This is a genomic window from Kitasatospora sp. NPDC057500, from assembly GCF_042802195.1.
Classification (GTDB): Bacteria; Actinomycetota; Actinomycetes; order Streptomycetales; family Streptomycetaceae; genus Kitasatospora.
In genome coordinates, this window is sequence record NZ_JBHVER010000106.1 from 1 (window position 1) to 26,282 (window position 26,282).

Sequence of the window (26,282 nt, forward strand, 5' to 3'; positions counted from 1 at the left end):
ACCCCGAGCAGTCCGCCGACCAGCGGCAGGTCACGGGGACCGCCGCCGGCACTGAGCGGGCCGGTCAGGATGTCGGTGCCGACCGGCGCCAGGCCGGAGCCCTCCGGCTGGAGGGTCGCACCGTTGTTCAGCACATCGGCCGAGGAGTTGGCCCACGGGTCCAGCCGCAGGTCCTTGAGCGGCGCGATGCCGTAGCCGAGGCCGGTCGTGGTGCCGCCGAGCGCCTGGGCGAGATCGGTCTTGGCCAGGGCCGCTCCGCCCTCGGCCGGGGCCGCCTGGGCCGTTCCCGCGCCGATGCCGCCGAGCAGCACCGCGGCGCCCAGGGCGGCGGCGAGGCCGGCCCCGCTCTTCTTCGAAACCATGCGTTTCACCTTCGGGGGGGAGGGGTTCCCCGGGCGGTCGGACCGCGCCCGGGTGCGCCGAACCGTCCCCCGGCCGGCGGGCCGGGGGACGGTTCGGGCGGAACGCGTGCCGATCAGGATCAGCAGTCTTCCTCGACGTGCTCGTGGTGCTCGTGCTGCGGCGCCTCCTGCTTCGGGGCGTCGGCGTTGATGCAGGTGTTGCCGAATGCCGGGTTCAGGATGCCGACCAGGTTGATGGAGTTGCCGCACAGGTTGACCGGGATGTGCACCGGGACCTGGATCTGGTTGCCGGAGATGACACCGGGCGAGCCGGCGGCGACGCCCTCGGCGCCGGCGCTGGCGGCGGCACCGCCCGCCGCACCCAGCACGAGGCCGGCGGCGGCGGCGGTGAGGACGGCGGCCTTCTTCACGTTCTGCATGGGGGTTGATCTCCTCGATCACACACGGATTGAACGGGCCGCACCCCGCCCGGTGGCGGGGTGCGGCACGAGTGCGGTGGAGCCGTGGCCGCCGACTCGGCGGCCGCCGGTTCAGCCGGCGTTGACGCAGGTGTTGCCGAACGCCGGGTTCAGCAGGGCGATGATGTTGATGGTGTTGCCGCACAGGTTGATCGGCACGTGCACCGGGATCTGGAGCTGGTTGCCGGAGATGACACCGGGCGAGCCGGCGGCGACGCCCTCGGCACCGGCGCTGGCGAACGCGCCGCCGGCCGCGCCGACCACCAGGCCGGCGGTGGCGAGCGACAGGACCGCGGTCTTCTTGACGTTGCGCATGTGTTCTTCCTCCGTATTCTTCCCGACCGTCTGTGGAATTAGTCGGGAGCCGGGCGCGGGGAAATCCTGGCCCGTTGGCTTCTGGGAATGCCGTGATTGTCACTCGGGCGGCCCAGATGGCGCGTGTCGCCCATGGCTCGGGCGATGAGCGGCCGCCGCGGCACCGTGCGCCGCGGACAATTCCCGCACGGCCGGGAAATGTTCGAATCGACGCGCGACCGGGAGAATTCCGGACGGGTTTGGACCGGCGGCGGATCTCCTCGTCGTAGCGGGGCGGGTGGAGCGTGTTCCGACTGGAGAACGAGGCAGGCTGCCGGGGGAAACGGTCGGATGCGGGTGTCACCCGATTGCCGGGCCCGGGAGCTCCGTTCCTCCGGTCGGGTGACAGTGGGGGTGCCGTCGCAACCGGCCAGATCGGGCCTCGTTGGAGATGTCGCACTCCCCGTGCATCTCTGTCGAACAGTCAGGAGGCTCCCATGAGCATCAAGAAGACGGCCGCCGTCGGTGCCGCTGTGGTCGGCATCGTCGCCGCCGGCGCCGGTACCGCGCTGGCCAGCTCCGGCGCGCAGGGCGTCGCCGCCAACTCCCCCGGTGTCGTCTCCGGCAACCAGATCCAGGTCCCGCTGCACGTTCCGGTCAACGTGTGCGGCAACACCGTCAACGTCCTCATCGGCGTGCTGAACCCGGCCTTCGGCAACACCTGCATCAACGCCGGCTGATCGGCCGCCGGCCCGGCCGGTGCGAGCCGCCGCTTCCGTGCTTCCCTCCTGGGGCGCGGGGTGGCGGCTCTCGGCGTTCCCGGGGCCGCCGTCGCCCCTGGTGACCGGGCCGGAGCACCGGCCGGGCTGCCCGTCCGTCCACCGACGACGGTGTCGTAGGCTCGGCCGGCGTCGCGGTGTCGGTCGGCGCGCCGGTCACGAGTTGGCGGGGAGTACCAGAGCTGATGAGCGTGGCATCGAGCACCGGGTCGTCGGGCGGCGGCGCGAGCGTGCCGCCGTCGGACGCCGCCGCGCCGCAGCGGGGCCGGCCGCCGGCGGAGGGCCCGGAGGCGGCGGAGGCCCGCGTCCCCGGCCGGTTCGGCGCCGCGGTGGACCGCTACGCGCCCGCGCTCGGCGCCTACGCGCTGGTCAAGGCGACCGGCCTGGCGGTCTTCCTCCTCCTGCTCTCGCACACCGAGGACTTCCTGAGGAAGGACCCGGGGCGCGGCGGCGGCGCCCGGCCGTGGGACGTGCTCGGCACCTGGGACGGCATCTGGTACCAGCGGATCGCGGAGAACGGCTACGACCCGCAGCTGATCCCGCTGCACGGCTACCCGCTGGCCACCTACTACGAGAACTCCTCCGCGTTCTTCCCGCTCTACCCGTGGCTGATGAGGGCGGTCGGGGCGGTCACCGGGCTCGGCCCGTACGGCTCGGGCATCGTCGTCTCGGTGCTCGCCTCCTTCGTCGCCGCGGCCGGGATCTTCGCGGTCGCCGACCGGCTCGGCGGCTTCCGGGCCGGTGTGATCGCGGCGGTGATCTGGGGCCTGTTCCCGGGCTCGGGCGTGGAGTGGGCGGTCTACTCGGACTCGCTGTTCGTCGCCCTCTCGGCCTGGGCCTGCTACTGCGTGATGGCCCGCCACTGGCTCACCGCCGGGGTGCTCGCGCTGGTGGCCGGCCTCAACCGGCCGACCGCGGCCGCGCTGATCGCCGCCGTCTCGGTCTCCGCGCTGGTGGCGCTGGTGCGGCGCGCCGACGGGGTGGCCCGCCCGCTGACCGCGATGCTGATCACCCCGTGGGGCCTGCTCGGCTACATCGCCTGGGTCGGCTACCGGATGGGCGACTGGACCGGCTACTTCAAGCTCCAGCGCGGCGCCTGGAACCGCTACTTCGACTGGGGCGCGTCCACCGTCCGCAGCACCCTGGACACGGTCACCGGGCACTGGTCGTTCTGGCAGTCCAACCCGGCGCCGGACCTCATCGCGGTGGGCCTGCTGATCACCCTGCCCGGGCTGCTGGTGCTGCTGCTGCGGCTGCGGCCGCCGCTGGTCCTGGTGCTCTACACCCTGCTGACGGTCGTCATGGCGCTGGGCAGCAACCAGATCTACGGCAACATCTCGCGCTACCTGCTGCCGGCCTTCCCGCTGTTCATCGGCCTGGCGGTGGCGCTGCGCCGGCTGCGACCGTCGACGCTGGGCGGCCTGGTCGCGGTGCCCGCGGCGGCGGCCGGCTGGTACGCGGGGTACGCGCTCTTCGAGCTCGGCATCCCCTGACCGGGGGCCCCGGAGGGCCGCGTAACCTCGACGGCATGACGACCAGCCGCACGCCGCCCGTGCGTCAGATCAGCGACCTCTCCGGTCTGCTCGACCACGCCAGCCACGTCCTGGCGACCCGGATGGCGGCGGCGTTCACCGAGCTCGGCGTCACCCCGCGCGCCTACTGCGTGCTCTTCCACGCGCTGGCGGCCGAGCGCACCCAGATCCAGCTGGCCGAGCTGGCCGACCTCGACAAGACCACCATGGTGGTGACCGTCGACGAGCTGGAGCGGGCCGGGCTGGCCGAGCGCCGCCCGGCCGAGGCCGACCGGCGGGCCCGGATCGTGCGGGTCACCGAGGCGGGCGAGCGGGCCGTCGAGCGGGGAACCGCGATCGCCGACCGGGTGCACCGGGAGGTGCTGGACTCGCTGCCGGGGGACGAGCGCACGGCCCTCGTCGCGGCGCTGACCCGCCTGGTGGGCGGGGGAGGGGCGTTGGCCGAACCGGTCGGGGGCGACCGGACGGTGCGCCGCGCGCGTCGCGCCCGGGGCTGAGGCCCGGGCGCGGCGGTAGTCGGTTTCCGGTCGGCTTGTATGCTCCACCTGGCGCCAGGGGGGACGTCCTGGCCGCTGATCGTTCGATGGCACAGCCGTGAAGAGGTGCGGGGATGTCGGGTCGCCGAGACAGGAGTCAGCCCAGCGTGGCCAAGCCGCGTCCGGGGGGCTCGACCGGCTCGGCGGGTTCCACCGGCTCCCGGAGCGGTTCACCGGGCACCGGATCGGGCGGCAGCGCATCGGGCGGCACCGTCCCGGCGCCCCGGCCGGGCGGCCGGGCCGAGGCCAGGCGGGCGGCGCAGTCGAAGGGCCGTGGCGGGCAGGACGGTGACGGCGGGTCGAACGGCCAGGGCCACCGCCGCTCGGGCGGGCGCGGCAAGAAGCCCGAACGCAGCGTCAAGAAGATCGTCGGCTGGACGGCGGTCGGCGCCCTGGTGCTGATAGCCGGTACCGGTGGCGCGATCTACTTCAAGCTCAACGGCAACATCAAGACCATCGACTCGGACGCGCTCAGCAAGGACCGCCCGCCGGAGGCGCAGGCCGACTCCAACGGCAACAAGCCGGTCAACATCCTGCTGATCGGCTCGGACAGCCGCGGCGGCAGCAACTCGGACCTCGGCGGTGGTGACACCGAAGGCGCCCGTTCGGACACCACGATCCTGCTGCACGTCTACGCCGACCACAAGAACGCCATCGGCGTCTCGATCCCGCGCAACACCCTGGTCACCATCCCGCCGTGCAAGCTCCCGAACGGGAAGTGGACCAAGGAACAAAAGGGCAAGGACGTCCTGTTCAACGCCGCGTTCACGGTGGGCGAGTCGCCGGAGGGCAACCCCGCCTGCACCCAGAACACGGTGGAGAAGCTCACCGGCATCCGCGTCGACCACACCATCGTGGTCGACTTCCAGGGCTTCGCGGCGATGACCAAGGCCGTCGGCGGCGTCGAGGTCTGCCTGCCCAAGGACATCTACCAGAAGGACCTCAACGAGAAGCTGCCCACCAAGGGCTCCCTCGTCCTGAAGAAGGGCCCGCAGAAGGTCGAGGGCCAGCAGGCGCTCGACTACGTCCGGCTGCGGCACGGCATCGGCGACGGCTCCGACATCGGCCGGATGAAGCGTCAGCAGGCCTTCATGAGCTCGATGATCAGCACGGTGAAGAAGAAGGGCCTGGAACCCACCACCCTGCTGCCGCTGGCCGACGCCGCCACCAAGTCGCTGCGCGTCGACGAGGGGCTCGACACCGTCGACAAGCTGATGTCCTTCGCCCTGTCGCTGAAGAGCATCGACCTGCACGACCTCAAGTTCGTGACTCCGCCGTGGCGTTACAACGAGGCCAACCTCGACCTGGTGAAGCCGGACGTGGACAGGCTCTGGGAGGCCATCCGCGCCGACCGCACCCTGGACGGCAAGGACGCCACCGGCGAGCAGCCCGACGCGCCCGCCACGCCGGTGCCCCCGGCCACCCCGGAGGCCCCGCCGACCACCACCGCGCCGCCCACGCACACCGCTCCGGCGCCGCCGATCAAGGTCTACAACGGAACGACCGTCAACGGGCTGGGCGCCAAGGCGGGCGAGGCGCTGAAGGCGGCGCAGTTCACCGTCGGCCTGGTGACCCAGGCGAAGTCCACCAACAAGCTCACCACCACCATCGAGTACGGCGCAGGGCAGAAGGCCAACGCCGAGAAGGTCGCCGAGCTGTTCCCCGGCGCCACCCTCACCCCCACCTCGGCGGCCGGCATCAGCGTCGTCCTCGGCAAGGACTACGGCGACGCCAACGGCGGCGCCGGCGCCGCCGGAGCGACCACCCCGGCAGTCCCGTCGGTGCCCGTCCCGCTGCCCACCTCGGTCACCGACGGGGCCCGCTCGGCGGACGACGACATCTGCGCCAACACCACCTACGGCTCCGGCGGCTGACCGCCCGGCACCCCCGCCGGCGAAAGCCGACGAGCGGGCCCCGGCACACCGCCGGGGCCCGCTCGCACCCGCCTCGGATCAGGGCCAGTCCTTTGAAGCTGACCGCCGCTGATCAGCTGGAAGCGGCCTGCGGCGCCCAACGCTGGTCGGCGGGTGATTCACATCAGGGCGGCCCGGATGTGAGAACGTTCCACCCGTCCTCGACACTATGTGCCGAGGACGGGGCGACCGCTGGGGGGAAGCCGTCGCCGGGCGGGCTACCACGGCCATGGAGGACGGTACCCCGGACTGTCCGGCACCCCTTGCCGCCAGGCAGAGGGCTCACGCACCCGGCTGGACACGGGCCCAGGGCGGCCATCGGTGGCCGCCAGCCCTGGCGGGACCTGTTCGGCCGGGACCGGCGCCAGGGCATCCCTCCCGCCGCGCGGTGAGCCATCTGCGCACCGCTGGGGTCCTTCCTGAAGAAGACCGGCGCAACGGCGCGGCGGTCCTCAACCGCCGTCCGAGCAGCGGATCGCAGCAAGGCCCTCCACGCTGTGCTCGGCAACAGCGCCTTACGCATCAGCCTGCAGACCGAGAGGCTGATCGCGCAGCGGGCTCGTGAGGAACCGCACTAGGCTGGTGCTGCGCGACAGGTGGAACAGCATTGAGGACCGGAACGCACCGCATCCAGCACGGAAGGCCCGGTCCTCCCGATCATCAGGAGCCGAAGCCGTGGCTAGTGGCATACCGGAGGAGCCGCCGCAGGAATGGACCCCGCCGCTCGGGTCCTGGGCGTCGTCAGCGGCCAACCGCCGGAGCATGCTGGGCAACCGCAGCCGGGACACCCAGCCGGAGCTAGCGCTCAGGCGGCTCGTCCACGCGGCGGGGCTGCGGTACCGGGTGGCAGCGAAACCGCTGCAGGGGATGCGTCGCAGCGCGGACCTGGTGTTCCGGCCGACGAGGGTCGCCGTCTTCGTCGACGGCTGTTTCTGGCACGGGTGTCCCGAACACTTCGTCCCGCCCAAGACGAATCCGGACTACTGGCGGGAGAAGATCGGCCGCAACGTTCAACGCGACCGGGACACCGATGCCCGGCTCGCGGCCGAGGGCTGGCTCGTCCTGCGCTTCTGGGAGCATGAGCCGGCGGAGGCCTGCGCGCCGACAGTGGTGGACTGCGTCCGCCAGCGGCGCTCTGACGGTGCCGTCAGCTGACCTTCCCACGGTGTTGGACGAAGTACTCGTGGCGCGCGTGGTCCTGCTGGCCGACGAATGCCTTGAACTCGCCGAGCCGGTACGCCAGCTCACCGGAGCTGCGGGCCGTCTTCTCCACATCGAAGTCCCGCTCGATGTGGGCGATTCGCCGTTCGATCTCCGGCGGGGGGAGCTTCCTCCCACCCGACTTGGCGATGAGATCGGCCATCTTCTGGGCGGTGAGCGCCTTGTCGGGGTGGTGGCGAAGCAGCAGGTAGACCGGGTCGAGTTCAGGGCGGACCCACTCGACCGAGTCGGACCGCTTCTTCTCCTTCCGGAGTGCGCTCGCGATCGCCCTGCCGAGGGCCTCCGCGACGGGCGGCGGGAATGCGTTGCCGATCTGGCGGTAGACGGTGGTCTTGCGCCCCTGGAACTCCCAGTGGGCGTTCTTGCCGCACCAGCCCTGGATCTGGGCAACCATGGCCGTGGTCAGTTTCGGGACGTGGTCGCCGTCCGCGTCGGGGCCCGGGGCGGCGTTGGCGACTCCCATCGCGTCCACGCCCAGCTCCCGCCAGGCAGCCTTGGCCCGGGTCGGGCCGAGGTCTGCGCCGCCGTGCTTCTTGGAGCCGCCGACGATCGTGGGGGCGATGGCGGAGGCCTTCGCGGCCCAGGCCTCCACGTGCTCCGAGGCCCAGCCGTTGGCTCCCATGAGGTCCTTGAGCAGTTCGCCGACAGTGGGGGTGGCGTGCTCGGAGGGCTCGGGCCAGTGGAAGTACTCGGCGAACTCCTTCTGCAGGGCGACCAGGACGAACCGCGGCCGCAGCTGGGAGACGCCGAACTGGTGGGCCTCCAGCAGGCGCCACTCGCCGACGTACCCGGCCTCGTGGAGGAGTTCGAGGATGTGCTGGCGGTAGGCGGAGAAGCGGTTGCCGCTCAAGCCCTTGACGTTCTCCAGGAGCAGTGCCTTCGGCTGGACGTCCCTGCACAGGTGCACAGCCCAGGCGAACAGGTCCCGCTCGTCGGTCGCGCCGAGCTGGTTGCCGGCGATGCTGAAGGGCGGGCAGGGGACGCCCCCGGCGAGGAGGTCGACGTCCTTGTACGCGCTGGGGTCCCAGAGGGACGTATCGGCCACGTCTCCGACCGTGACGACGGCCTCAGCCTTCCGCGCGGCGTCTTCGGGAGTGCTGCCCTCCGCCACCATCAGCCGGGCCAGGTTGTGGCGGAGGGTCGTCGCGGCGTTCTGGTCGAGTTCGAGGGCGAGCTTGTGCTTGAACCCGGCGTTGTGCAGGCCGAGGGACTGGCCTCCCGCGCCGGCGCAGATCTCGACCACCTCAAAGCGCTCAGATGCCATGAGACCTCCTCTCGGTGGCGCCGCACTGGGGGCGGGCGCCGACGTGTTTCCTCTGCCGAAGCAGCCGTCTGCTCGCTACTGCTGGGCTCCAACCGTGCCAGCGTCTGTCCGGATACCCGGGCCAGCCGCGCTTGCGGGCCGCTCTGCGACAGGTGTCGCCAGCAGAACCAGAAGCGTAGGCGACACCACTGACACAGCCCAAACAGGCGATGCACACCTCCATGGGACTGTGACCGGGGGTGTGCTACCGCCCTACCCTGTGCTGCCGCGGTGTAGGTCGCGGAGGCCCCTCCTGCCCGGTGGAGCGGGTCGGAAGCAACCACGGCGACTCCGCTCCGTAATTGCGCCTTGACGGGTTCCGTCTGCCTGGACAGGATGGGAAACCCGCAGCTGGGGAGGGATTGAGGTACGTGGGCCAGGCAGATCTACCACTCGTGGAGCAGTTCCGATCCTGGATTCTCCCCGACAGCGGTGCAGGGGCAGGCGATCGGAAGGCGTTCTTCGAGGACGCCCTCGTCGTGCTCGACACCAATGTCATCCTCAGCTTGTACGAGTACAATCACATCGTGCGGAACCAGGTCCTGGACGCGCTGGGCCAGATCTCCACGCGCCTCTGGCTGCCCTACCAGGTCGGCCAGGAGTTCGTCCGGGGCAGGCACCGGGTGCTCGTCCAACGTGACAAGGAACTCCGCGGGGCCGCATCCGCGCTGGACCAGCTTCTGCAGCGGGCGGGGCAGGCGGTACTGGACGCCAAAGACCACGTCAAGGGGCTGCTGGCCAGGTACGCCAATGACAGTGCCGCCCAGGCCGGCCTGGATGAAGCGATCAACCCGGCCGCAGTGAAGGCGATGCTGAGCGAGTGGCAGGGCATGCTGAAAGGGCATGTCGAGCAGCTGAAGTCCGGCTACGACCTCCAGCCCGCCGCCATCCGGCAGGTCGACCCGGTCCTGCCGGAGCTGGCGGCGCTGTTCGGTGACCGTATCGCCCCGCCCACGGACTACCGGGTGCAGCAGCGGAGGCTCGAGGAAGCCCTGTCCTTCCGGTTTCCTAACAGGATTCCGCCGGGATTCGCGGATGAGGGGAAGGGCAGGCCCCTGGACCAGGCCGGGGATTACTTCATCTGGGCTGAGATCCTGGAAAAGGCGGCCGATCCGGAGGTGAAGCGGGTTCTATTCGTGTCATCCGACAAGAAGCAGGACTGGTACGAGGAGCTCGAACTCAATGGCGGGAAGCGGCCGTGGCCGCAGCTCTTCGTGGAGCTGCGGCAGCGGAGCGGTGCAGAACTGCGCATTGAACAGCCAGGGCAGTTCTTCCAAGGAATCGATGAATTCCTCGCACCTAGCGCGGAGCTCACCAGCGCCACTTTCGATGAGATCGACCGGGCTGCTGAGGCAGTGGCTCAGCGCAGTGCGGAGGACCGTCCTGCAGTCAGGGATGACAATGCCCACACCGCCGCGCCGCCGGACGGACTAGCCGTTGAGGCGTACCGGGCGGCGGGGCTCACGACCCGGACGGCTCGACAGCTTGCGGAGTCGGAGCGGCGCCGCCACTTCCAGTGGTGGCTGATCGGTGCGACGGTCGAACTGGGATTCCGGGTACCCTCCGACGACGAACCGTTGGTGGATGTCTGCGCGGCAGTCCGGTCGGAAGTCCGGCCGGCACCGGAGTGGTACCCGGGCACGGTGCTGGCACAGGGCGAGTGGCCCTACCGGAGCGACACCTGGGTGGCGCCGTGGTTCGTGCAACTGGTCCGCGAACTCGGCGAGACCGACCGGTTGCCGCTGCAACGGCTGGCCGCGCGCCAGGTGCAGCTGAGGGCCTGACCGCCAGAACCCCGTTTCGACGAGCGCCAATGGCGATGCGCCGACAACGTCAGCCCACTTACCGACCTTGGACACGGAGCCGATCAGAAGATGGCGCACAGGCCGATCGATATCACCCCTAACCCGCGGGTGCTCGTGGCGCTCACCCGAACGCCGATCCTCCCGATCGACGCGCTGAGCGAGCTCATCGACAACGCCGTCGACTCCTTCCGGACTGCAGCCACGTCGGGCGACCCGTCAGCAGTGCGCCAGGTGATCATCGAAGTTCCAGGGCCTGCCGAGGTCGACCGGGGTGAAGGGCTGATCCGCGTGCGCGACACCGGACCAGGCCTCACCGAGGACCAGATCGCCAACTCGATGCGCGCTGGCTACACCTCCAAGAACCACTTCGACACACTCGGCCTGTTCGGCATGGGCTTCAACATCGCCACCGGGAAGCTCGGGCGTATCACACGGGTCATCTCCGCGCGTGCGGAGGACGACCACGCAGTCCAGGTCACCCTCGACCTGCCCGAGCTCATGCAGTCCCAGACCTTCTCCGCGCGGGCTGAGCAGATCGAGAAGCCGACTGGCCTGCGCCACGGCACGGTGGTGGAGATCCGGGGCTGGTGGCCGGGAGGGGACGCCAACAGCGGCTTCATCCGCGAACTCGCGAGGATGCCGAAGAAGACCCTGCGCAGCCGACTCGGGCGGCGGTACGCGAGCCTGCTGCGGCCGGGCGCGGCCAACCCTGTGGTCATCACCGTCAACAACGAGCGCTGCCAGCCCTTCGAGCACTGCGTGTGGTCACCGGAGCGCTTCGTCGAACGGAGGGCCCACGGCAAGGTCCCCGCGCGGATCAGCTTCGACCAGGTGATCAGCAACGCCCGGCGCTGTCTCCACGACGGCACCGACTTCGGTGGCCAGGAGGCCTGCCCGCGATGCGGAGGCACGGAGAGCCGGGAGATAAACCACCGGGTGTACGGGTGGGTCGGTATCCAGCGCTTCGACGACCAGAACGACTTCGGGATCGACCTGATCCGTAACGGGCGGGCCATCCGCCAGGCGGAGAAGGCGGCATTCTTCGAGTTCTCCGACGAGACCACCGGGCGCGTCGAACGCGAGTACCCGGTGGACCAGCAGTACGGCCGGATCGTCGGTGAGGTCCACCTCGACCAGGTGCCGGTGGACTTCCAGAAGCAGCACTTCCAGCAGGCCTCGGACGAGTGGCAGGAGGCGATCGGGTTCCTGCGAGGAGGCTCGTTGCTGCCGAACAACTGGGCCGACGGCGAGGTGAACGACTCGCCTGTGTCGTTGCTCTTCCAGGGCTACCGCAAGGTCCGGAACTTCGGCCGCGGCGATATGTACATGGGCCAGTACAACCCTGCCAAGGGCAAGGCCGACCGGATCCCCCGCAGTGTCGAGGAGGACTACTACCGGCGCTTCCTCGACCGCGTGCCCGGATACTACGACGACGCGAAGTGGTGGGAGCTCGTCGAAACGGCCGGGGAGCCGCCGATCCAGGTGCTTCCCGAGTGCCCGGAGTGCGGTTTCCAGAACACGTCGACGGCTGAGGAGTGCGGGGGCTGCGGCGAGGTGCTCGACGGCAAGCCGTGCCTGGATACCGGGTGCGGCAAGCAGATCCTGCGCTCGGCGACGGTGTGCCCGCACTGCGGTACCTCCCAGGTGCCCACGGTGCTGCTGCCGTGGAAGTGCACCTTCTGCGCGGCGGAGAACAGAGCAGGCGCTGAGCGCTGCGAGGCGTGCGGGCAGGTCAAGGACGCCCCCCACCCCGCCAGCCCCGAGGCCCTGGACTCCGTGTCCTCGGACGCCGAGGAGCTCAGCGCGGATCAGGTGGCCGTCGTACTGGCGGACGGGAAGACGAGCAGCCCCCTGGACGTTCGCGTGCGTACGACGCACAGGCCGATCCTCCCGGCCTTCGGTCAGGCGGCGGTCCCGCTTGTCACGCGTGCGGACACCCGGCAGATCACGGTCTACATCGACCCGACCCATGCGGTGTTCACGGCGATGGGGCTGCGGCCGGAGTACCTGATCGCTACTGAGGTCGCCCAGTTCCTGCACTCCCTCCACCGCAACCTGCAGAGCCGTCCGGGGCACGCCGTGGCGGTCCTCGCCGCAGAAGTCCTCAGGAAGGGGTGGGGGGACGTGGTGACGGACAGCGCCGACAGCGTGCGGACCGCCGTCAAGTCACTGTTCGACCAGATCACGGAGAGGATCCTCAGGGCGCCGTACGCGGACAGCTTCTATGACGAGCTCGACGCCAGCCAGCAGCTGGCGCTTGCCGATTCCATGATCAAGTCAGGGGCGGAGCTCACTGAGCTCGGGCGTCTGAGGGCCACCGGAGGCTACCTCCGCTACTGCGACCGCCAGACGGTCACCGCGTTCTTCGCCCGCCATGCAGCAGGCTGGTTCGACGGTCTGGTCTGGGCGGACCCGTGGCCTAGTGAGAGCGAGGCGGGCCCGCTGATCGCCGGGAAGCTGCAGGAGGACCTCCGGGTGAAGTACCTGCGTTGCCTTGAGGACTGTGCTTCGTACCTCCGCTACGACCAGCCGGAGCGGCTTATCGTCGTCCGTGCGCGGGCGGCCGTCGACTTCCTGGTCGGAAAGCTCGCATGACCCAGCGCATTGTCACCGACCTCAACTTGGCCGGCACCGGGTGGCAGTCCTTCGAACGGACCGTCCAGCGCTTGATCGCTGCCCGCGGCTACGCAGGGGTCCAGCTGGCCGGCGCCTCCGGCGACGGCGGCGCCGATGTGATCGGGACCCTCAAGGGGCGGCGCTGGCTGTTCCAGATGAAGCGCTGGCGGGCGCCGGTGGGGCCCGAGGTCATCGTGCAGACCGTCGACGCCTGTCGGCGCTACGACGCTGAGATTCCCGTCGTCGTCAGCCTGAACGGGTTCGAGGCGTCCGTCAGAGCTCAGCAGGAGCAGCTCGCGGCAAAGGGGATCCCCCTTCAGCTGTGGGACCGGCGCACGCTCCAGCGGCAGGCGGAGCGCGTCCCGGAGGCTCCGCCGGCGCTGCAGGACCCGGAGCGCTTCCAGCTCCGCTCCTACCAGGAGCGGGCCGTCAGCGGACTGATGGACGAGCTGGTGAACGGTGCCCGCAGCGCGCTCATCGTCCTCGCGACCGGACTCGGCAAGACCTTCGTGGCCGCCGAGTTTCATCGGCGCGCCCGGGCCCTGCGCCCCGGGGCGAGGACACTGGTCCTGGCACACCGCAATGAGCTTGTCTACCAGCTGGAGCGCGCCTTCTGGCCCCTGCTTCCGGCGTCGGCTGCCACCGGGGTGTGGAACGGCTACGAGCGCCCGGACAAGGATGCGCTCAACGATCTGGACGTCGTGTTCGCCTGCGTGGACAGCGTAGCCACTGCAGTCAAGGCCGGGCGGGACCTGCCCGAGTTCGGCCTGGTCGTCGTCGACGAATGCCACCACCTCGGGACCGCCGCCTACAACGCGGTGCTCGGCGAGCTGTCAGCCGCCGACGGCGGTGCGTTCCTCCTAGGGATGACCGCGACGCCCTGGCGGCCCGACGGGAAGTCCCTGCGCACCTGGTTCGACTACCCCGTTGTGGATATCGACATGGTGCGAGGACTCCGTGAGGGGTATCTTGCCAACGTCGACTACCGGATGTTCACGGACAATATCGACTGGGACGCGCTGGCGGCGGGGCTTGCCGAGACCGCCCCCGCGCTCACCCCCCGGGGCATCAACCGCACCGTCTTCATCGACGAGTGGGATGACGCGGTCGCCGACCGCCTGGCCGAAGCGTGGGCTGAGCAGAAGAACCCCAGGGGCATCGTCTTCTGCGGGACCATCGACCACGCCGAGCGAATGGCGGGCCGGATCAACGCGCTCGGGTTCACCAGCGCCGAGGTGATCGCCTCCCGGACGGCACAGGGCAAGGCGGTGGACGCGGCAACCCGTAACCGCGTCCTGTGGGACTTCGCCGACGGCCGTACCGGCGTCCTGTGTGCGGTAGACGTCCTCAACGAGGGTGTGGACGTCCCGGACGTCAACATCGTCGTCTTCCAGCGGGTCACCCACAGCCGCCGGATCTTCGTCCAGCAGCTCGGCCGCGGACTCCGCCTGGCTCCCGGCAAGGAGAAGGTGATTGTCCTCGACTTCGTCTCCGATATCCGCCGCTTCGCTGCGGGTTTGAGCCTGCAGGACTCCCTCGCCACCCGTGGCGGCGTCGCCCGGGACCCCCGGGTGGCGATCGGCAGCCAGGTCAGGTTCATGCGGACCAACCGCACGGACCAGGAAGGTGAGCAGTTCCTCCGTGAATGGCTCCACGACCTCGAAGCGGTCGAGGACGCCGGCGAGGATGTGCACATCCTCCGCTACCCGCCTGACAGCTCGATCACGGCTGCACCGAGACGATAGGACTTGTGAACATGACCGACCGCCGCCCTGATCCCACGTCTGACTGGCACCGGCTCAAGCCGGACACCGTCCTCGCGGTTGAGGGTGTCCTCGACCTGTTGAAGAAGGACCACGCCGATGACCAGAACCTCCTGGATGCGTACCTCTACGCCAAGCGCCTTCTGGCCGAGTCGATGCAGGCACTCGTACGAACCGGTCTGCCTGCGGGGCTGGGCAGCTATTCAGACCTCCGCATACAGCTTGCCGACAGGATGGCGGCGGAGTACGGGGAACGGATCCCGCAGCGCTACCTGACCGTGCCCTACGGCAGCCGGACCCACGAGGAGCTGTTCGCCATGCTCCTGCAGCGGATCGGGCAGCCGGTCAGCGCGGCCCTTCTGCGGGTGGTCACGGGGGACTCGGTGCACACCGAGCGACGTACCCGTGAACTGCGGGAGCTGGGCCTCGACATCGCCAACAGCCATGAGGGCGGGAACGACGTCTACACGCTGAGGTCTCTCGAGCTCGACACTTCGCTGATCCCCAAGATCATCATCAACAACCTGCGGAGCAAGAAGGCGCCCGTCCACGAGCAGAGGGCCATCGCGGCGGTGCTCGGCGACGTGGCCGACTGACCCGCAGGCTGCTCCCAGAAGCGCCGTTGAAGGCGAGTCAGGCCGGTCAGCGCGGGCCTGGCGCCGTCTCGCGCTGCGGCTGACAGGGCAGCCGCAGCGCGTCACCGGCCAGGGAGCTCGCCCCGCTGCGTCAACACTGCCGAGTGTCCAACGCCTTGAGGACGTGGCACTCAGGGCCAGACCAGGCAGTACAGCTGGTGCCCCGCCTCGTGCAGGCGGTTGGCGAAGTCCTGCCACTCGTGCAGCATGCTGTAGATCACGAAGGCGTCGCGCGGGCCCCGGCGGTCGGGGACGGTGGACCAGATGAAGGCGGCGGCGCCGAGTTCGGTCTCGTCCGCCTTGCGCAGCGGTTCGACGACGTTCTGCGGCAGCTGGACGACGGCGTAGTCCGGGTGCAGCACGACGAGTTCCAGCGGCGGCACCTGGTGCAGCGGCACGCCCTGGATGCCGGTGAGGACCATCGCGCTCATGGTCTCCGGTTTGATCTTGGTGGAGAGGTGGCCGTTGGGGGAGCCACTGGTCTCCATCAGGTCGCCGAGCCGGCCGAGCGAGCCGAGCTCGCCCGCGTCCAGCCCGAGCCCGCCCGGGCCGAGGGCGGTCGGGACCCGGGCCGCGGTCGCCCGGTCGGGTGCGCCGAAGTACTTGTACGTCACCCCCACGCGTCCCTCACCCCGCCTCTCACGGCCGCCCCGGCCGCTCCGCCCGGTTCCCGCTCCCTTACCCCCGCGTGCGGCCCCGGCGGGCCGGCGGGGGCCACCCGCGGCCTCGTCGTGGCCGTCCTGCGCCTCGGACACTCGGACCATCCTCACCGGAATTCGCCGGAATCGACAGACCCCCGCACGTCCGGTGTCCCTCCGGACGTGCTCCTTACCCGTCATGCGCCGCCGTACCCAGTCGCGGTACGCGGCAGTCCTCTCCACACCCCTGCATCGACCCGGAGCGCCCTCCCGACCTCGCGGCCGGTGGGACTCCGGAGACACTCCGGGTACATAGTCTGACTGGTCCGGGTAGCCGGTGCAGTCAGGGGCCCCGTTGTATGGATAACCGTACAGATTCGGGCGCCAGGATCATCGTTCCAGATGATGAGGTCCGACATGCAGAGGTGAAGGACACGATTTGAGACCATGTCTCCCGTGAGCTATCCCTACGAAGCACCCCAGTCCCAGTCGCTCTTCGACCGCGCGTCCGTCGTGACCCCCGGCGGGGTCAACTCGCCGGTGCGTGCCTTCCGCGCCGTCGGCGGTACGCCGCGCTTCATGGTGTCCGGCACCGGCCCCTACCTGACCGACGCCGACGGCCGTGAGTACGTCGACCTGGTCTGCTCGTGGGGGCCGATGATCCTCGGCCACGCGCACCCGGCCGTGCTCGACGCCGTGCAGCACGCGGTGGCCCGCGGCACCTCCTTCGGCACCCCGGGCCAGGGCGAGGTCGAGCTGGCCGAGGAGATCGTCGCCCGGGTCGCCCCGGTCGAGCAGGTCCGCCTGGTCTCCTCGGGCACCGAGGCCACCATGTCGGCGATCCGGCTGGCCCGCGGCTTCACCGGCCGCGCGAAGGTCGTCAAGTTCGCCGGCTGCTACCACGGCCATGTGGACGCGCTGCTGGCCGCCGCCGGTTCCGGGGTCGCCACGTTCGGCCTACCGGACACCCCCGGCGTCACCGGCGCCCAGGCCGGCGACACCATCGTGCTGCCCTACAACGACCTCGCCGCCGTCGAGGAGGCCTTCCGGGCCCACCCCGGCGAGATCGCCTGCGTGATCACCGAGGCCTCGCCCGGCAACATGGGCGTCGTCCCGCCGCTGCCCGGCTTCAACGGCGGCCTGGCCCGGCTCTGCCGGGAGAACGGCGCGCTGTTCATCTCCGACGAGGTGATGACCGGCTTCCGCGTCTCCAAGGCGGGCTGGTACGGCCTGGAGGCGGCGAACGAGGGCTGGGCGCCCGACCTGCTGACCTTCGGCAAGGTCATGGGCGGCGGCTTCCCGGCCGCGGCCTTCGGCGGCCGCGCCGACGTGATGGCCCACCTCGCCCCGGCCGGCCCGGTCTACCAGGCCGGCACCCTGTCCGGGAACCCGATCGCCACCGCGGCCGGCCTGGCCCAGCTGCGCGGCTGCACCGACGAGGTCTACGCGACCGTCGACCGGGTCGCCGGCGAGGTCTCCGGCCTGGTCTCCGCGGCGCTCGCCAAGGAGGGCGTGGCGCACCGGCTGCAGACCGCCGGGAACATGTTCTCGGTGTTCTTCACCGAGGACGCCGTGACGAACTACGCCGAGGCGAAGACCCAGGAGGCGTTCCGCTTCACCGCGTTCTTCCACGCGATGCTCGCCGAGGGCGTCTACCTGCCGCCGTCCGCCTTCGAGTCCTGGTTCGTGTCCGCCGCGCACGACGAGCGGGCGCTGGAGCGGATCGCCGCCGCCCTGCCCGCCGCCGCCCGGGCCGCCGCCGAAGCCACCGCCTGAAGGGGTACCGAGAAGTGAGCGCCAAGGACATCACCGTCGTCCACCTGATGCGGCACGGTGAGGTGCACAACCCGGAGGGCGTCCTGTACGGGCGCCTGCCGGGCTACCGGCTGTCCGAGCTCGGCCGCGAGATGGCCGAGCGGGTCGCCGAGGACCTGGCCGGGCGGGACATCACCCACGTGGTGGCGTCCCCGCTGGAGCGCGCGCAGGAGACCGCCGCGCCGATCGCCAAGTCGCACGGACTGGACGTCGCGGTGGACGGGCGGCTGATCGAGGCGGAGAACGTCTTCGAGGGCAAGACCTTCGGGGTCGGCGACGGCTCGCTGCGCAACCCGTCCTACTGGAGGTACCTGACCAACCCGTTCAAGCCCTCCTGGGGCGAGCCGTACCTGGAGCAGGCGGTGCGGATGATGGGCGCGCTGGCCGCGGCCAGGGACGCCGCGCGCGGGCACGAGGCGGTCTGCGTCAGCCACCAGCTGCCGATCTGGATCGTCCGCTCCTTCGTGGAGCGCCGCCGGCTCTGGCACGACCCGCGCAACCGCCAGTGCTCGCTGGCCTCGCTGACCAGCTTCACCTACGAGGGGGACCGGATCGTCTCGGTCGGCTACCGCGAGCCGGCCCGCGACCTGCTGCCGGCCCACCTGGTCGGCAAGGGCGGCAAGAGCAAGCCGGTGGGCAAGAGCTTCGGCGCCTGACGGCCGGCCGACGGCGGTTCCGGGGCACCCGGAATCCGCCCGGAATCCGGGTACGCCGAGGAGACCCGGACGTGCGGAACGGTGCCAATGGTTCCCGATCCGGTGTAAGAGCCGTGTGAGTAAGACCTGCGTCACACTCCCGCGACACCGGCTCCTATGGTCCCGTCGCAGGTCAGAGGGGGTCCGGCAGACAAGGCCGGACCCCCCGGGGCCCGCCCGCGACTCCATGCGAAACTTTTCACATGTCTGGCATGACGCGCCCCCGTCCCCGTCTCGCCGCCGCCGCGGTCACCGCCGCCGCTGCCGCGCTGGTCCTCACCGGTTGCAGCTCCTCCGGCTCCTCGGCCAGTGGCGACGGGCAGATCGGGTTCGTCACCGCCAAGGGCAGCAACATCTCGACCGCCGCCGCCGGACAGCGCCAGGACGCGCCGGACATCGGCGGCAACACCCTGGAGGGCACCCCGGCCAAGCTCTCCGACTACCGGGGCAAGGTCGTCGTGCTGAACGTCTGGGGCTCCTGGTGCGGCCCGTGCCGCTCGGAGGCCGACGACCTCCAGCGGGTCTGGGAGAAGTACCGGGACCAGGGCGTGCAGTTCCTCGGGATCAACACCCGGGACACCGAGATCAAGAACGCCGTCCGCTTCGAGCAGGAGAAGGGCGTCACCTTCCCCAGCATCTACGACCCGGCCGGCGCGGAGCTGCTCAAGTTCCCCAAGGGCAGCCTCAACCCGCAGTCCATCCCGACCACCCTGGTGGTCGACCGGGACGGCAAGCTGGCCGCCCGCGCCGTCGGCGGCCAGACCGACGACGCCCTGGAGTCGATGCTCCAGCCGGTGCTGGCGGAGCAGCAGCGGTGAGCGCGGCGCTCCAGCTCGCCGACAACATCGGGACCATCCAGAGCGGGGCGCTGCTGGTGGCGGCGCCGATCGCGCTGGCGGCCGGCCTGGTGTCGTTCTTCTCGCCCTGTGTGCTGCCGCTCGTCCCCGGCTACCTCTCCTACGTGACGGGCTTCTCCGCCGCCGACCTCGCGGACGCGCGCGGGGCCCGGCGCGGCCGGATGCTGGCCGGCGCGGCGCTGTTCATCCTCGGCTTCACCGCCGTCTTCGTCTCCAGCGGTGCGCTGTTCGGCCAGTTCGGGGACACGCTCAAGGAGCACCAGGCGGTCATCAGCAAGGTGCTCGGGGCGCTCACGATCGTGATGGGTCTGGCGTTCATGGGCATGGTGCCCGGTCTGAGCATGCGCGAGGTGCGCACCCACCGCCGCCCGGTGATCGGCCTGCTCGGCGCGCCGCTGCTCGGCGTGGTCTTCGGGGTGGGCTGGACGCCGTGCATGGGCCCGACCCTGGCCACCGTCACCAACCTCGCGCTCAACCAGGCCGACGCCCAGCGCGGTGCGCTGCTGATGTTCTTCTACTGCCTGGGCCTCGGCGTACCGTTCGTCGTGGCCGCGGTGGCCTTCCGCCGGGCGCTGGGCGCCTTCGGCTGGGTCAAGCGGCACTATCCGCTCGTCATGCGGATCGGCGGCGGCATGCTCGTCGTGGTCGGTCTGCTGCTGGTCACCGGGGTCTGGGACTCCATGGTGAGTGACCTGCAGAACCAGTTCGCCGACTTCCAGATCGGAATCTGACCCGTGACCAACACCACGACCGATCGCGAGCGGCACGCGGCCGCCCCGCAGGGCGCGGACGACGACGCGGCCGAGCGGCTCACCACCGCCCCGGCCGAGTCCGACGGCCCGACCGGCATCGGCGTGCTCGGCTGGCTGCGCTGGATGTGGCGCCAGCTGACCTCGATGCGGGTCGCGCTGATCCTGCTGTTCCTGCTCTCGCTGGCGGCCATCCCCGGCTCGCTGATCCCGCAGAACGGCCAGAACCAGTTCAAGGTCGAGACCTGGAAGGCGCAGCACACCAAGGTCGCGCCGATCTACGAGAAGCTCCAGCTGTTCGACGTCTACAGCTCGGTCTGGTTCTCGGCGATCTACATCCTGCTGTTCGTCTCGCTGGCCGGCTGCATCGTGCCGCGCACCTGGCAGTTCGTCGGGGTGCTGCGCTCCCGGCCGCCGGCGGCGCCGCGCAACCTGACCCGGATGCCGGTGTACGCGGCCTGGCGGACCGACGCGGACGCCGCGGCCGTCAGCACCGCCGCCCACCGGCTGCTGCGCGGGCGGCGGTTCCGGGCACACCTGGACGGCGGCGCGGTGGCGGCCGAGAAGGGCTACCTGCGCGAGGTCGGCAACCTGGTCTTCCACCTGTCGCTGTTCGCGCTGCTCGGCGGCTTCGCCTGGGCGAGCCTGGCCAGCGGCACCGGCGGCAAGCTGCTGGTCGAGGGCGAGGGCTACTCCAACACCATCACGCAGCTGGACGACTTCACCGGGACCCGCTTCTACGGGAGCGACGACCTCGACCCGTTCTACGTGAAGCTGAACGACTTCCACGCGAAGTTCCAGTCCAACGGCTCGCAGATCGGCAGTGCGCGGGAGTTCACCGCCGGGGTCGAGTACTACGAGGGCAGCGACCCGGCGAAGCTCCAGCAGGGCAAGATCGAGGTCAACCACCCGCTGGAGATCGGCGGCAGCAAGTTCTTCCTGATCGGCCACGGCTACGCCCCGGTGATCACGGTCCGCAACGCCGCGGGCGAGGTCGTCTACACCGGTGCCACCCCGTTCCTGCCGCAGGACGGCAACCTGACCTCCACCGGCGTCATCAAGGTCTCCGACTACGGTGAGAAGGACGGGAAGAAGACCCAGCTGGGCCTCTCCGGCTTCTTCCTGCCGACCGCCCCGACGGCCTTCGACCAGAACACCGGCCCGCGCTCGCTGTTCCCCGGTGACGCGGCCCCGGCGCTGGTGCTCAACGCCTACGCGGGCGACCTGGGCACCGACTCCGGCCTGCCGCAGAACATCTACCAGCTCAACACCAAGAACCTGACCCAGCTCCAGCAGGACGGCGAGCCGGCCAGGGCCAGGCTCAAGCCGGGCCAGGGCTGGACGCTGCCGGACGGCTACGGCTCGGTCACCTTCGAGGGCTACAAGCAGTGGGCGAGCTTCAACGTCTCGCACCGTCCGGGCAACGGCATCGCCCTGGTCGGCGCGGTGGCGGCGATCGTCGGCCTGATCGGCTCGCTGTTCATCCAGCGCCGCCGGATCTGGGTGCGGGCGGTGGCCCTGCCGGGCGGCGGGACGCTGGTCGAGCTGGCCGGGCTGGGCCGCAGCGAGTCGGCGAAGATCGCCGAGGAGCTGGCCGCGCTCGCGGTGGACCTCCAGGACGACGCCCCGGCGCTCGACGACGAGTCCGACGAGTCCGGCGGGCCCGACGGGCCCGATGAGTCCGGCGAGGCCCCGGCACCCGAAGAATCCGCAGTCCCCGCCGACCAGAACTCCAAGGAGTAGACGGTGCACCTCGCCTCGTCGGTCGACCCGCAGCTGGCCGACCTGTCCAACAAGCTGATCTATTCGGCGATGGCGGTCTATCTGATCGCCATGTTCGCCTACATGTTCGAATGGACCTTCGGTGCGAAGGGCGCCGTCGCCGTCCGCTCCATCGAGCAGGCCGGCCTGGCCGGGACCGTCGCGGACGCCGACGCCAAGGCCAGGGGCGCCAAGAAGGTCACCGTCACCGTCGCCTCCGCGCGCGGCGGCACCACCACGCTGACCCGCACCGCGCTGGCCGGCGAGGGCGCCACGGTGGTGACCAGCGGGCGCGGCGACGACGAGGTCGACGGCCCCGGCGCGGCCGGCACCAGCGAGAAGGCCGACCTGGCCGGCCGGATCGCGGTCTCGCTCACCATCCTCGGCCTGCTGCTGCACATCGGCGGCGTCATCACCCGCGGCCTCTCGGTCTCCCGCTGGCCGTGGGGCAACATGTACGAGTTCTCCTGCGCCTTCGCGCTCGCGATGGCGGTGGCCTTCGTCGGCCTGCTGATCGCGAAGAAGCCGGTCCGCTGGCTCGGCCTGCCGGTCACCCTGGCGGTGGTGCTCACCCTCGGCATCGCCACCGAGGTGCTGTACACCGAGTCCGAGCAGCTCGTCCCGGCGCTGCACTCGTACTGGCTGGCGATCCACGTCTCCACCGCGATCGTCTGCGGCGGCGCCTTCTACGCGGCGTTCGTCACGACGCTGCTGTACCTGGGCAAGGACTCCTTCGACAAGCGGATGGCGGCCGGCCTGACCAGGGGCCCGCTCGGCACCTCGGCGTCGATCTGGCGCCGGCTGCCCGCCGCGTCGACCCTGGACAAGCTGTCCTACCGGATCAACGCCCTGGTCTTCCCGCTGTGGACGTTCACCATCATCGCGGGCGCGATCTGGGCCGAGGCCGCCTGGGGCAAGTACTGGGAGTGGGACCCGAAGGAGACCTGGTCGTTCATCACCTGGGTCGCCTACGCGTGCTACCTGCACGCCCGCGCCACCGCCGGCTGGAAGGGCCGCAAGGCCGCCTACCTGGCGCTCGCCGCCTTCGCCTGCTGGCTGTTCAACTACTACGGCGTGAACATCTTCGTCACCGGCAAGCACTCCTACGCGGGGGTTTGACCGGGACCGGAAACCACCCACCGGCCCGGCACTCACAACGAGTTGGCCGGGCCGAGGTGCGACAGGGGTAGTTCGTGCCGGCCCGCCCGGTCCGGCACGGGGAGGAACTGAGGAGGAAATCGCGCGATGGAGTGCGACGAGGTCATGCTGACCGTCCGAATCACCGCCGCCGAGCAACTGCTGCTCCGCCGGCTCGCCCAGGGACACCGCAGCGACGTGTCCGAGGTGGTGGCCGACGGACTGCTGGACGTCATCCCCACCTTGAGCTCGCCGGCCGACGCCTACCGGCTGCTGGGCGCCCTCGCGGCCCCCGCGCCGTGCGCGCTGACCGTCTGGCTGCCGACGCCGCTGGCCGACCTGCTGGTGCCGGGCGCGGCCCGGATCGCCCAGCTGACACAGGTGCGGATCGGCTCGGCCAGCGCGATGCTGGGCGCCGCGCTGCGGCTGTGGCTGGCCCAGGACCCGGGGCGGCTGGCGGAGAACCTCTCCGTGATGCACGCCGGACGGCCGTCCGCGCTGGTGGCCGCCTGACGGGTTCAGCTGGCGAGCGGCAGGCCGCGGCGGGCCGGGGCCGGCGCGGCCCGGGCCGGCCCGCCGTCGGCCGGTCCGGTGAGCAGCCGGGCCTCGGCCACCGTCCGGCCCTCCTGCACCAGGAGGACCCGCAGCGGCGTCCGCCGTCCGCTGCCGCCGCCGGTCTCCTGTCCGCCCTCCCGGACGGCCCGCACCACACAGGGGCGGTCCGGCACGATCGGGTCGTGGAACGACGTGACCAGTTCCAGCGGCACCACCCGGTCCGGGTGGTGCAGCCGCTGGGCGGCCTGCCGGGCGGCCTCCAGGACGAGCATCCCGGGCAGGTGGCCGGGCGCCGGGTCCATCGGGTCGAACAGCACCGGGTGGCCGGCGTCCGCGTGCAGCAGCCAGCTGCCGGGCAGCAGTGCGGGGCCGAGCACGACGTCGGCGGCCTGCTGGCGGCCCACCAGTTCCGGGGCGACGGCCTGGCCCGGGAGCCGCAGCGGGGCGGCGGCCGGACCGGGGCCGCGCAGCCGGTCGTAGGCGGCGGGGGAGAGGATCCGCAGCCCGCCGAAGCCGCGGGCGACCGGGTGGCCGTCGCGCTCGACCTCGGCGTGCACCCGCAGCGCGGCCAGCCGCCCGTACCGCATCCGGACGTCGTGGCAGGTGATCCGGAGCATCAGCTCGGTGGGGGCGGCGGTGACCGCGAGACCCTCCAGGCCGGCCGGGCCGAGGGTGTAGCCGAGCTCGTCGAGCACCGCGTGGTGGTCGTGCGGGACGCCGAACCCGGCGTGGCCGACCAGCAGGGCGGCCTGACGGACCGTCTCGGCCATCAGCACCGGGTCGTGGTGACGGTCGCCGGGCAGCCGGTAGAAGCCGTGCAGCCGCGGCCACTGGGCGCCGAGCAGGAAGTCGTACGGACCGGTGGCCTGCCAGCCGGTGATCAGCACCTCGGCGACCGAGGAGCGGCGCACCAGGGTGCGCGAGACGGTCCGTTCGTGGAAGTCGTAGCGGCCCGGACCCGCGTGGACGGGGCCGGGGTGGGGATACGGGGCGTCGCCGTCCGTCGCGGTGAACACTGGCATGACGGGCCCCACTCCCGGGTGTCGGTCGGCCGGCCGAGTGGGCGGCCCTGTCAAAACATACAGGCCACCCGGTTTCTGCTCCCCCTGCGGGGCCGACGCCGGTGCGCGCCCGCTGTGTCCACGGTACCCGCGCTCCGGCCTGCGGCAACGTCCGACCGACCAGCTCCTGCCCGTGAGCGGGGGGCAGTTCCCCCCTGGACGGCGGGGGCCGGACAGGGGCTAGATTAGATACCAACCATGCGGTTTCGGGCGGTCGCGGCGCGCCACCGACGGTCCGCAGAAGGGGCACCGCAGAACCGACGGCGGCGCCGTGACAGCAACCGGGCGGGCCGCAGCCCGCCGCGGCCGGGGCCGGAGGGGCCGAGTGGCTAAGCAGGAACGGGCGGGGCGAACCAGGCAGGCCGTGCTGCTCGCCGCGGCGGACACCTTCGCGGACGCGGGCTTCGAGTCGGCCAGCCTGGTCGACATCAGCCGCCGGGCGGGCGTCAGCAAGGGCGCGCTCTACTTCCACTTCGTCTCCAAGCAGGCGCTGGCGGACGGGGTCCGCACCGAGGCCGCCGACACCATCGGCCTGGCGGTGCTGCGCGCGCTGCGCGGCGGTGGGCCGGCCGTCCAGGAACTCGTCGACCTCACCCATGAACTGGCCCGGCTGCTGCGGGAGGACGTGGTGGTCCGGGCCGGCGTGCTGCTCGGCCTCGGCGGGCGGCCGGCGGGCTGCGGCTCCGGTGCGGTGGTGGCCCCGGCCGGATCGCCGCCGGAGCCCTCGGCGGACGCCTGGCGGAGCCTCACCGCCGTCTTCCACGTCCTGCTCGACCGGGCGTCGGCGGCCGGCGACCTGCGCCCCGGGCTGGACCGCGCCCAGGCGGCGGGGCTGCTCACCACCCTGGCGGCCGGCCTGGTCCTGTTCGCCGCCGAGTCCACCGGCCGGCTCGCCCCCGCCGCGATCAGCGGCCTCTGGTCGGCCGCCCTGCCGTCCCTCGTCCCGGACGACCGCCTGACGGACTACCGGATCTAGGCACCCGGGAACCTAGGCGAGCGGGCGGGGAACAGCCCAGGCCGTGTTCAGGCGGGCGAGGGCGCCCGGTTCGACCAGGCCGGGCAGCAGGAGCGCCCAGAGGTCGGCCATCCGCTGCAACAGGTCCCTGCGGTCCGTCAGCACCTGGGAGCTGAGCTGGATGCCGGTCACCGCGCCGGTGATCACCCCGGCGGCGGTCGCCGGCCGCACCCCCGGGTGCAGCTCGCCGGCCTCCCGCGCCTGCTCCAGCAGCTCGCGCGCGGCGTCCGTCCAGCCCTGGTAGGCGCCGATCTGCGGCTGGGTGAAGCTGCCGTGCTCGATGGTCAGCCGGATCGCGCCGCGCAGCAGCGGGTCGTCCAGCAGGGCGTGCGCGAAGGCGTAGCCGAGGTCGATGACGGTCTGCATCGGGCTGCCGGAGGAGGGCTGCCAGGTGGCCAGCCAGCCGCCCTGGCTCTCGATCACGGCGAGCGCCAGCTCCTCCTTCGACGGGAAGTGGAAGTAGAGCGCGCCCTTGGTGACGCCGGCGCGTTCCAGGATCTCGGCCATGGTGGCGCCCGCGTAGCCGCGTTCGTCGAACACCTCGGCCGCGGCGCGCAGCACCGTCTGGCGGGTCGCCAGCGCCCGGGCCTGCCTGGCCATCGCAGCCTCCCTGGTCTCTGTCGTCGGCAGCGGCTGGATCCTACGGGGGCGGGCCGGGTGGCTGCCCCCGTACCGTGCGGTAGCGATCCTTTCGAGCCGTTCGCCGCTCCGGGCGCCGGTGCGCGCCGGTCGCGGGCGTCCGCCGCGGGTGGAACGCCGCCGGCCGGCCACCCGCGCACAGG

24 protein-coding genes are annotated in these 26,282 nt (G+C 71.3%); 17 read left to right on the forward strand and 7 right to left on the reverse strand.

Annotated elements, in window-relative coordinates:
• The 3 genes from ACFU74_RS22110 to ACFU74_RS22120 form a co-directional block, all read right to left on the reverse strand.
• The coding region (locus ACFU74_RS22110; RefSeq protein WP_380759306.1) for a hypothetical protein at positions 1–362 on the reverse strand (362 nt) is incomplete at its 3' end.
• A gap of 119 nt (positions 363–481) precedes the next feature.
• Positions 482–781: a chaplin gene (locus ACFU74_RS22115; RefSeq protein ID WP_380759308.1), complete on the reverse strand. Its 300-nt coding sequence runs from the start codon at positions 779–781 to the stop codon at positions 482–484.
• A gap of 111 nt (positions 782–892) precedes the next feature.
• The gene (locus ACFU74_RS22120; protein WP_380759310.1) at positions 893–1,135 is read right to left on the reverse strand and encodes a chaplin; all 243 of its coding nucleotides are present in this window, start codon (positions 1,133–1,135) and stop codon (positions 893–895) included.
• A gap of 476 nt (positions 1,136–1,611) precedes the next feature.
• Here ACFU74_RS22120 and ACFU74_RS22125 point away from each other — a divergent pair, with 476 nt between their 5' ends.
• From ACFU74_RS22125 to ACFU74_RS22145, 5 genes are all read left to right on the forward strand, one after another.
• On the forward strand, positions 1,612–1,854 hold the full coding sequence (locus ACFU74_RS22125) for a chaplin (protein WP_380759312.1): 243 nt from the start codon (positions 1,612–1,614) through the stop codon (positions 1,852–1,854).
• Between the two features lie 224 nt (positions 1,855–2,078).
• Positions 2,079–3,386, forward strand: a complete 1,308-nt coding sequence (locus tag ACFU74_RS22130) for a hypothetical protein (RefSeq protein WP_380759314.1) — start codon at positions 2,079–2,081, stop codon at positions 3,384–3,386.
• A 35-nt stretch (positions 3,387–3,421) separates the two neighbouring features.
• Positions 3,422–3,922 carry a MarR family winged helix-turn-helix transcriptional regulator gene (locus ACFU74_RS22135; RefSeq protein WP_380759316.1) on the forward strand — a complete coding sequence of 167 codons (501 nt, stop codon included), beginning with the start codon at positions 3,422–3,424 and terminating at the stop codon, positions 3,920–3,922.
• A 146-nt stretch (positions 3,923–4,068) separates the two neighbouring features.
• Positions 4,069–5,835: an LCP family protein gene (locus ACFU74_RS22140; protein WP_380759318.1), complete on the forward strand. Its 1,767-nt coding sequence runs from the start codon at positions 4,069–4,071 to the stop codon at positions 5,833–5,835.
• 726 nt (positions 5,836–6,561) lie between these two features.
• Complete coding sequence (locus tag ACFU74_RS22145; protein WP_380759352.1) at positions 6,562–7,029, forward strand: very short patch repair endonuclease; 468 nt, start codon at positions 6,562–6,564, stop codon at positions 7,027–7,029.
• On the opposite strand, the gene ACFU74_RS22150 is transcribed toward ACFU74_RS22145, so the two are convergent.
• Positions 7,022–8,359 carry a DNA cytosine methyltransferase gene (locus tag ACFU74_RS22150; protein WP_380759320.1) on the reverse strand — a complete coding sequence of 446 codons (1,338 nt, stop codon included), beginning with the start codon at positions 8,357–8,359 and terminating at the stop codon, positions 7,022–7,024. The two genes, ACFU74_RS22145 and ACFU74_RS22150, sit on opposite strands and share 8 nt — an antisense overlap.
• A 434-nt stretch (positions 8,360–8,793) precedes the next feature.
• Here ACFU74_RS22150 and ACFU74_RS22155 point away from each other — a divergent pair, with 434 nt between their 5' ends.
• The 4 genes from ACFU74_RS22155 to ACFU74_RS22170 all read left to right on the forward strand — a co-directional run bounded on the left by ACFU74_RS22155 (position 8,794) and on the right by ACFU74_RS22170 (position 15,178).
• Complete coding sequence (locus ACFU74_RS22155; RefSeq protein WP_380759322.1) at positions 8,794–10,182, forward strand: PIN-like domain-containing protein; 1,389 nt, start codon at positions 8,794–8,796, stop codon at positions 10,180–10,182.
• Positions 10,183–10,272: 90 nt separating this feature from the next.
• Positions 10,273–12,798, forward strand: coding sequence for an ATP-binding protein (locus tag ACFU74_RS22160; RefSeq protein ID WP_380759324.1), 2,526 nt, complete (start codon positions 10,273–10,275; stop codon positions 12,796–12,798).
• Positions 12,795–14,564, forward strand: coding sequence for a DEAD/DEAH box helicase family protein (locus ACFU74_RS22165; RefSeq protein WP_380759326.1), 1,770 nt, complete (start codon positions 12,795–12,797; stop codon positions 14,562–14,564). The genes ACFU74_RS22160 and ACFU74_RS22165 overlap by 4 nt, the downstream gene beginning before the upstream one ends.
• Positions 14,565–14,569: 5 nt before the next feature.
• A complete protein-coding gene (locus ACFU74_RS22170; protein ID WP_380759329.1) occupies positions 14,570–15,178 on the forward strand; it encodes a hypothetical protein in 609 nt (202 codons plus the stop codon).
• Positions 15,179–15,348: 170 nt separating this feature from the next.
• Here ACFU74_RS22170 and ACFU74_RS22175 read toward each other — a convergent pair whose 3' ends face one another.
• Positions 15,349–15,981: a hypothetical protein gene (locus tag ACFU74_RS22175; protein ID WP_380759331.1), complete on the reverse strand. Its 633-nt coding sequence runs from the start codon at positions 15,979–15,981 to the stop codon at positions 15,349–15,351.
• Positions 15,982–16,302: 321 nt separating this feature from the next.
• Here ACFU74_RS22175 and hemL point away from each other — a divergent pair, with 321 nt between their 5' ends.
• The 7 genes from hemL (at position 16,303) to ACFU74_RS22210 (ending at position 23,382) form a co-directional block, all read left to right on the forward strand.
• Positions 16,303–17,631, forward strand: coding sequence for a glutamate-1-semialdehyde 2,1-aminomutase (hemL, locus tag ACFU74_RS22180; RefSeq protein WP_380759333.1), 1,329 nt, complete (start codon positions 16,303–16,305; stop codon positions 17,629–17,631).
• A gap of 47 nt (positions 17,632–17,678) precedes the next feature.
• Positions 17,679–18,326 (forward strand): histidine phosphatase family protein, encoded by a 648-nt coding sequence (locus tag ACFU74_RS22185; RefSeq protein WP_380759354.1) that lies wholly within the window; start codon positions 17,679–17,681, stop codon positions 18,324–18,326.
• Positions 18,327–18,577: 251 nt separating this feature from the next.
• On the forward strand, positions 18,578–19,183 hold the full coding sequence (locus ACFU74_RS22190) for a TlpA family protein disulfide reductase (protein WP_380759335.1): 606 nt from the start codon (positions 18,578–18,580) through the stop codon (positions 19,181–19,183).
• Positions 19,180–19,953: a cytochrome c biogenesis CcdA family protein gene (locus ACFU74_RS22195; protein ID WP_380759337.1), complete on the forward strand. Its 774-nt coding sequence runs from the start codon at positions 19,180–19,182 to the stop codon at positions 19,951–19,953. The genes ACFU74_RS22190 and ACFU74_RS22195 overlap by 4 nt, the downstream gene beginning before the upstream one ends.
• Positions 19,954–19,956: 3 nt before the next feature.
• The gene (locus ACFU74_RS22200; RefSeq protein WP_380759339.1) at positions 19,957–21,714 is read left to right on the forward strand and encodes a cytochrome c biogenesis protein ResB; all 1,758 of its coding nucleotides are present in this window, start codon (positions 19,957–19,959) and stop codon (positions 21,712–21,714) included.
• A gap of 3 nt (positions 21,715–21,717) precedes the next feature.
• Positions 21,718–22,851 (forward strand): c-type cytochrome biogenesis protein CcsB, encoded by a 1,134-nt coding sequence (gene ccsB / locus ACFU74_RS22205; protein ID WP_380759341.1) that lies wholly within the window; start codon positions 21,718–21,720, stop codon positions 22,849–22,851.
• Positions 22,852–22,977: 126 nt separating this feature from the next.
• Entirely contained in the window at positions 22,978–23,382 is a 405-nt protein-coding gene (locus ACFU74_RS22210) for a hypothetical protein (protein WP_380759343.1), read from the forward strand.
• A 5-nt stretch (positions 23,383–23,387) separates the two neighbouring features.
• Here the strand turns inward: ACFU74_RS22210 and ACFU74_RS22215 are convergent, their stop codons facing one another.
• A complete protein-coding gene (locus ACFU74_RS22215) occupies positions 23,388–24,446 on the reverse strand; it encodes a ScbA/BarX family gamma-butyrolactone biosynthesis protein (RefSeq protein ID WP_380759345.1) in 1,059 nt (352 codons plus the stop codon).
• Positions 24,447–24,810: 364 nt separating this feature from the next.
• On the opposite strand from ACFU74_RS22215, the gene ACFU74_RS22220 reads away from it, so the two are divergent.
• Complete coding sequence (locus ACFU74_RS22220) at positions 24,811–25,461, forward strand: ScbR family autoregulator-binding transcription factor (RefSeq protein ID WP_380759348.1); 651 nt, start codon at positions 24,811–24,813, stop codon at positions 25,459–25,461.
• Between the two features lie 12 nt (positions 25,462–25,473).
• Here the strand turns inward: ACFU74_RS22220 and ACFU74_RS22225 are convergent, their stop codons facing one another.
• On the reverse strand, positions 25,474–26,100 hold the full coding sequence (locus tag ACFU74_RS22225; protein ID WP_380759350.1) for a ScbR family autoregulator-binding transcription factor: 627 nt from the start codon (positions 26,098–26,100) through the stop codon (positions 25,474–25,476).
• Positions 26,101–26,282: the final 182 nt, after the last annotated feature.

What these genes read in the sequence shown, in the direction of transcription:
- ACFU74_RS22120 (WP_380759310.1), bottom strand. Translation starts at nt 1,135, where the DNA reads ATGCGCAACGTCAAGAAGACCGCGGTCCTGTCGCTCGCCACCGCCGGC.
- ACFU74_RS22115 (WP_380759308.1), bottom strand. Translation starts at nt 781, where the DNA reads ATGCAGAACGTGAAGAAGGCCGCCGTCCTCACCGCCGCCGCCGCCGGC.
- ACFU74_RS22130 (WP_380759314.1), top strand. Translation starts at nt 2,079, where the DNA reads ATGAGCGTGGCATCGAGCACCGGGTCGTCGGGCGGCGGCGCGAGCGTG.
- ACFU74_RS22185 (WP_380759354.1), top strand. Translation starts at nt 17,679, where the DNA reads ATGCGGCACGGTGAGGTGCACAACCCGGAGGGCGTCCTGTACGGGCGC.
- ACFU74_RS22150 (WP_380759320.1), bottom strand. Translation starts at nt 8,359, where the DNA reads ATGGCATCTGAGCGCTTTGAGGTGGTCGAGATCTGCGCCGGCGCGGGA.
- ACFU74_RS22190 (WP_380759335.1), top strand. Translation starts at nt 18,578, where the DNA reads ATGACGCGCCCCCGTCCCCGTCTCGCCGCCGCCGCGGTCACCGCCGCC.
- ACFU74_RS22160 (WP_380759324.1), top strand. Translation starts at nt 10,273, where the DNA reads ATGGCGCACAGGCCGATCGATATCACCCCTAACCCGCGGGTGCTCGTG.
- ACFU74_RS22215 (WP_380759345.1), bottom strand. Translation starts at nt 24,446, where the DNA reads ATGCCAGTGTTCACCGCGACGGACGGCGACGCCCCGTATCCCCACCCC.
- ACFU74_RS22210 (WP_380759343.1), top strand. Translation starts at nt 22,978, where the DNA reads ATGGAGTGCGACGAGGTCATGCTGACCGTCCGAATCACCGCCGCCGAG.
- ACFU74_RS22225 (WP_380759350.1), bottom strand. Translation starts at nt 26,100, where the DNA reads ATGGCCAGGCAGGCCCGGGCGCTGGCGACCCGCCAGACGGTGCTGCGC.
- hemL (WP_380759333.1), top strand. Translation starts at nt 16,303, where the DNA reads ATGTCTCCCGTGAGCTATCCCTACGAAGCACCCCAGTCCCAGTCGCTC.
- ACFU74_RS22175 (WP_380759331.1), bottom strand. Translation starts at nt 15,981, where the DNA reads ATGGTCCGAGTGTCCGAGGCGCAGGACGGCCACGACGAGGCCGCGGGT.
- ACFU74_RS22165 (WP_380759326.1), top strand. Translation starts at nt 12,795, where the DNA reads ATGACCCAGCGCATTGTCACCGACCTCAACTTGGCCGGCACCGGGTGG.
- ACFU74_RS22125 (WP_380759312.1), top strand. Translation starts at nt 1,612, where the DNA reads ATGAGCATCAAGAAGACGGCCGCCGTCGGTGCCGCTGTGGTCGGCATC.
- ACFU74_RS22135 (WP_380759316.1), top strand. Translation starts at nt 3,422, where the DNA reads ATGACGACCAGCCGCACGCCGCCCGTGCGTCAGATCAGCGACCTCTCC.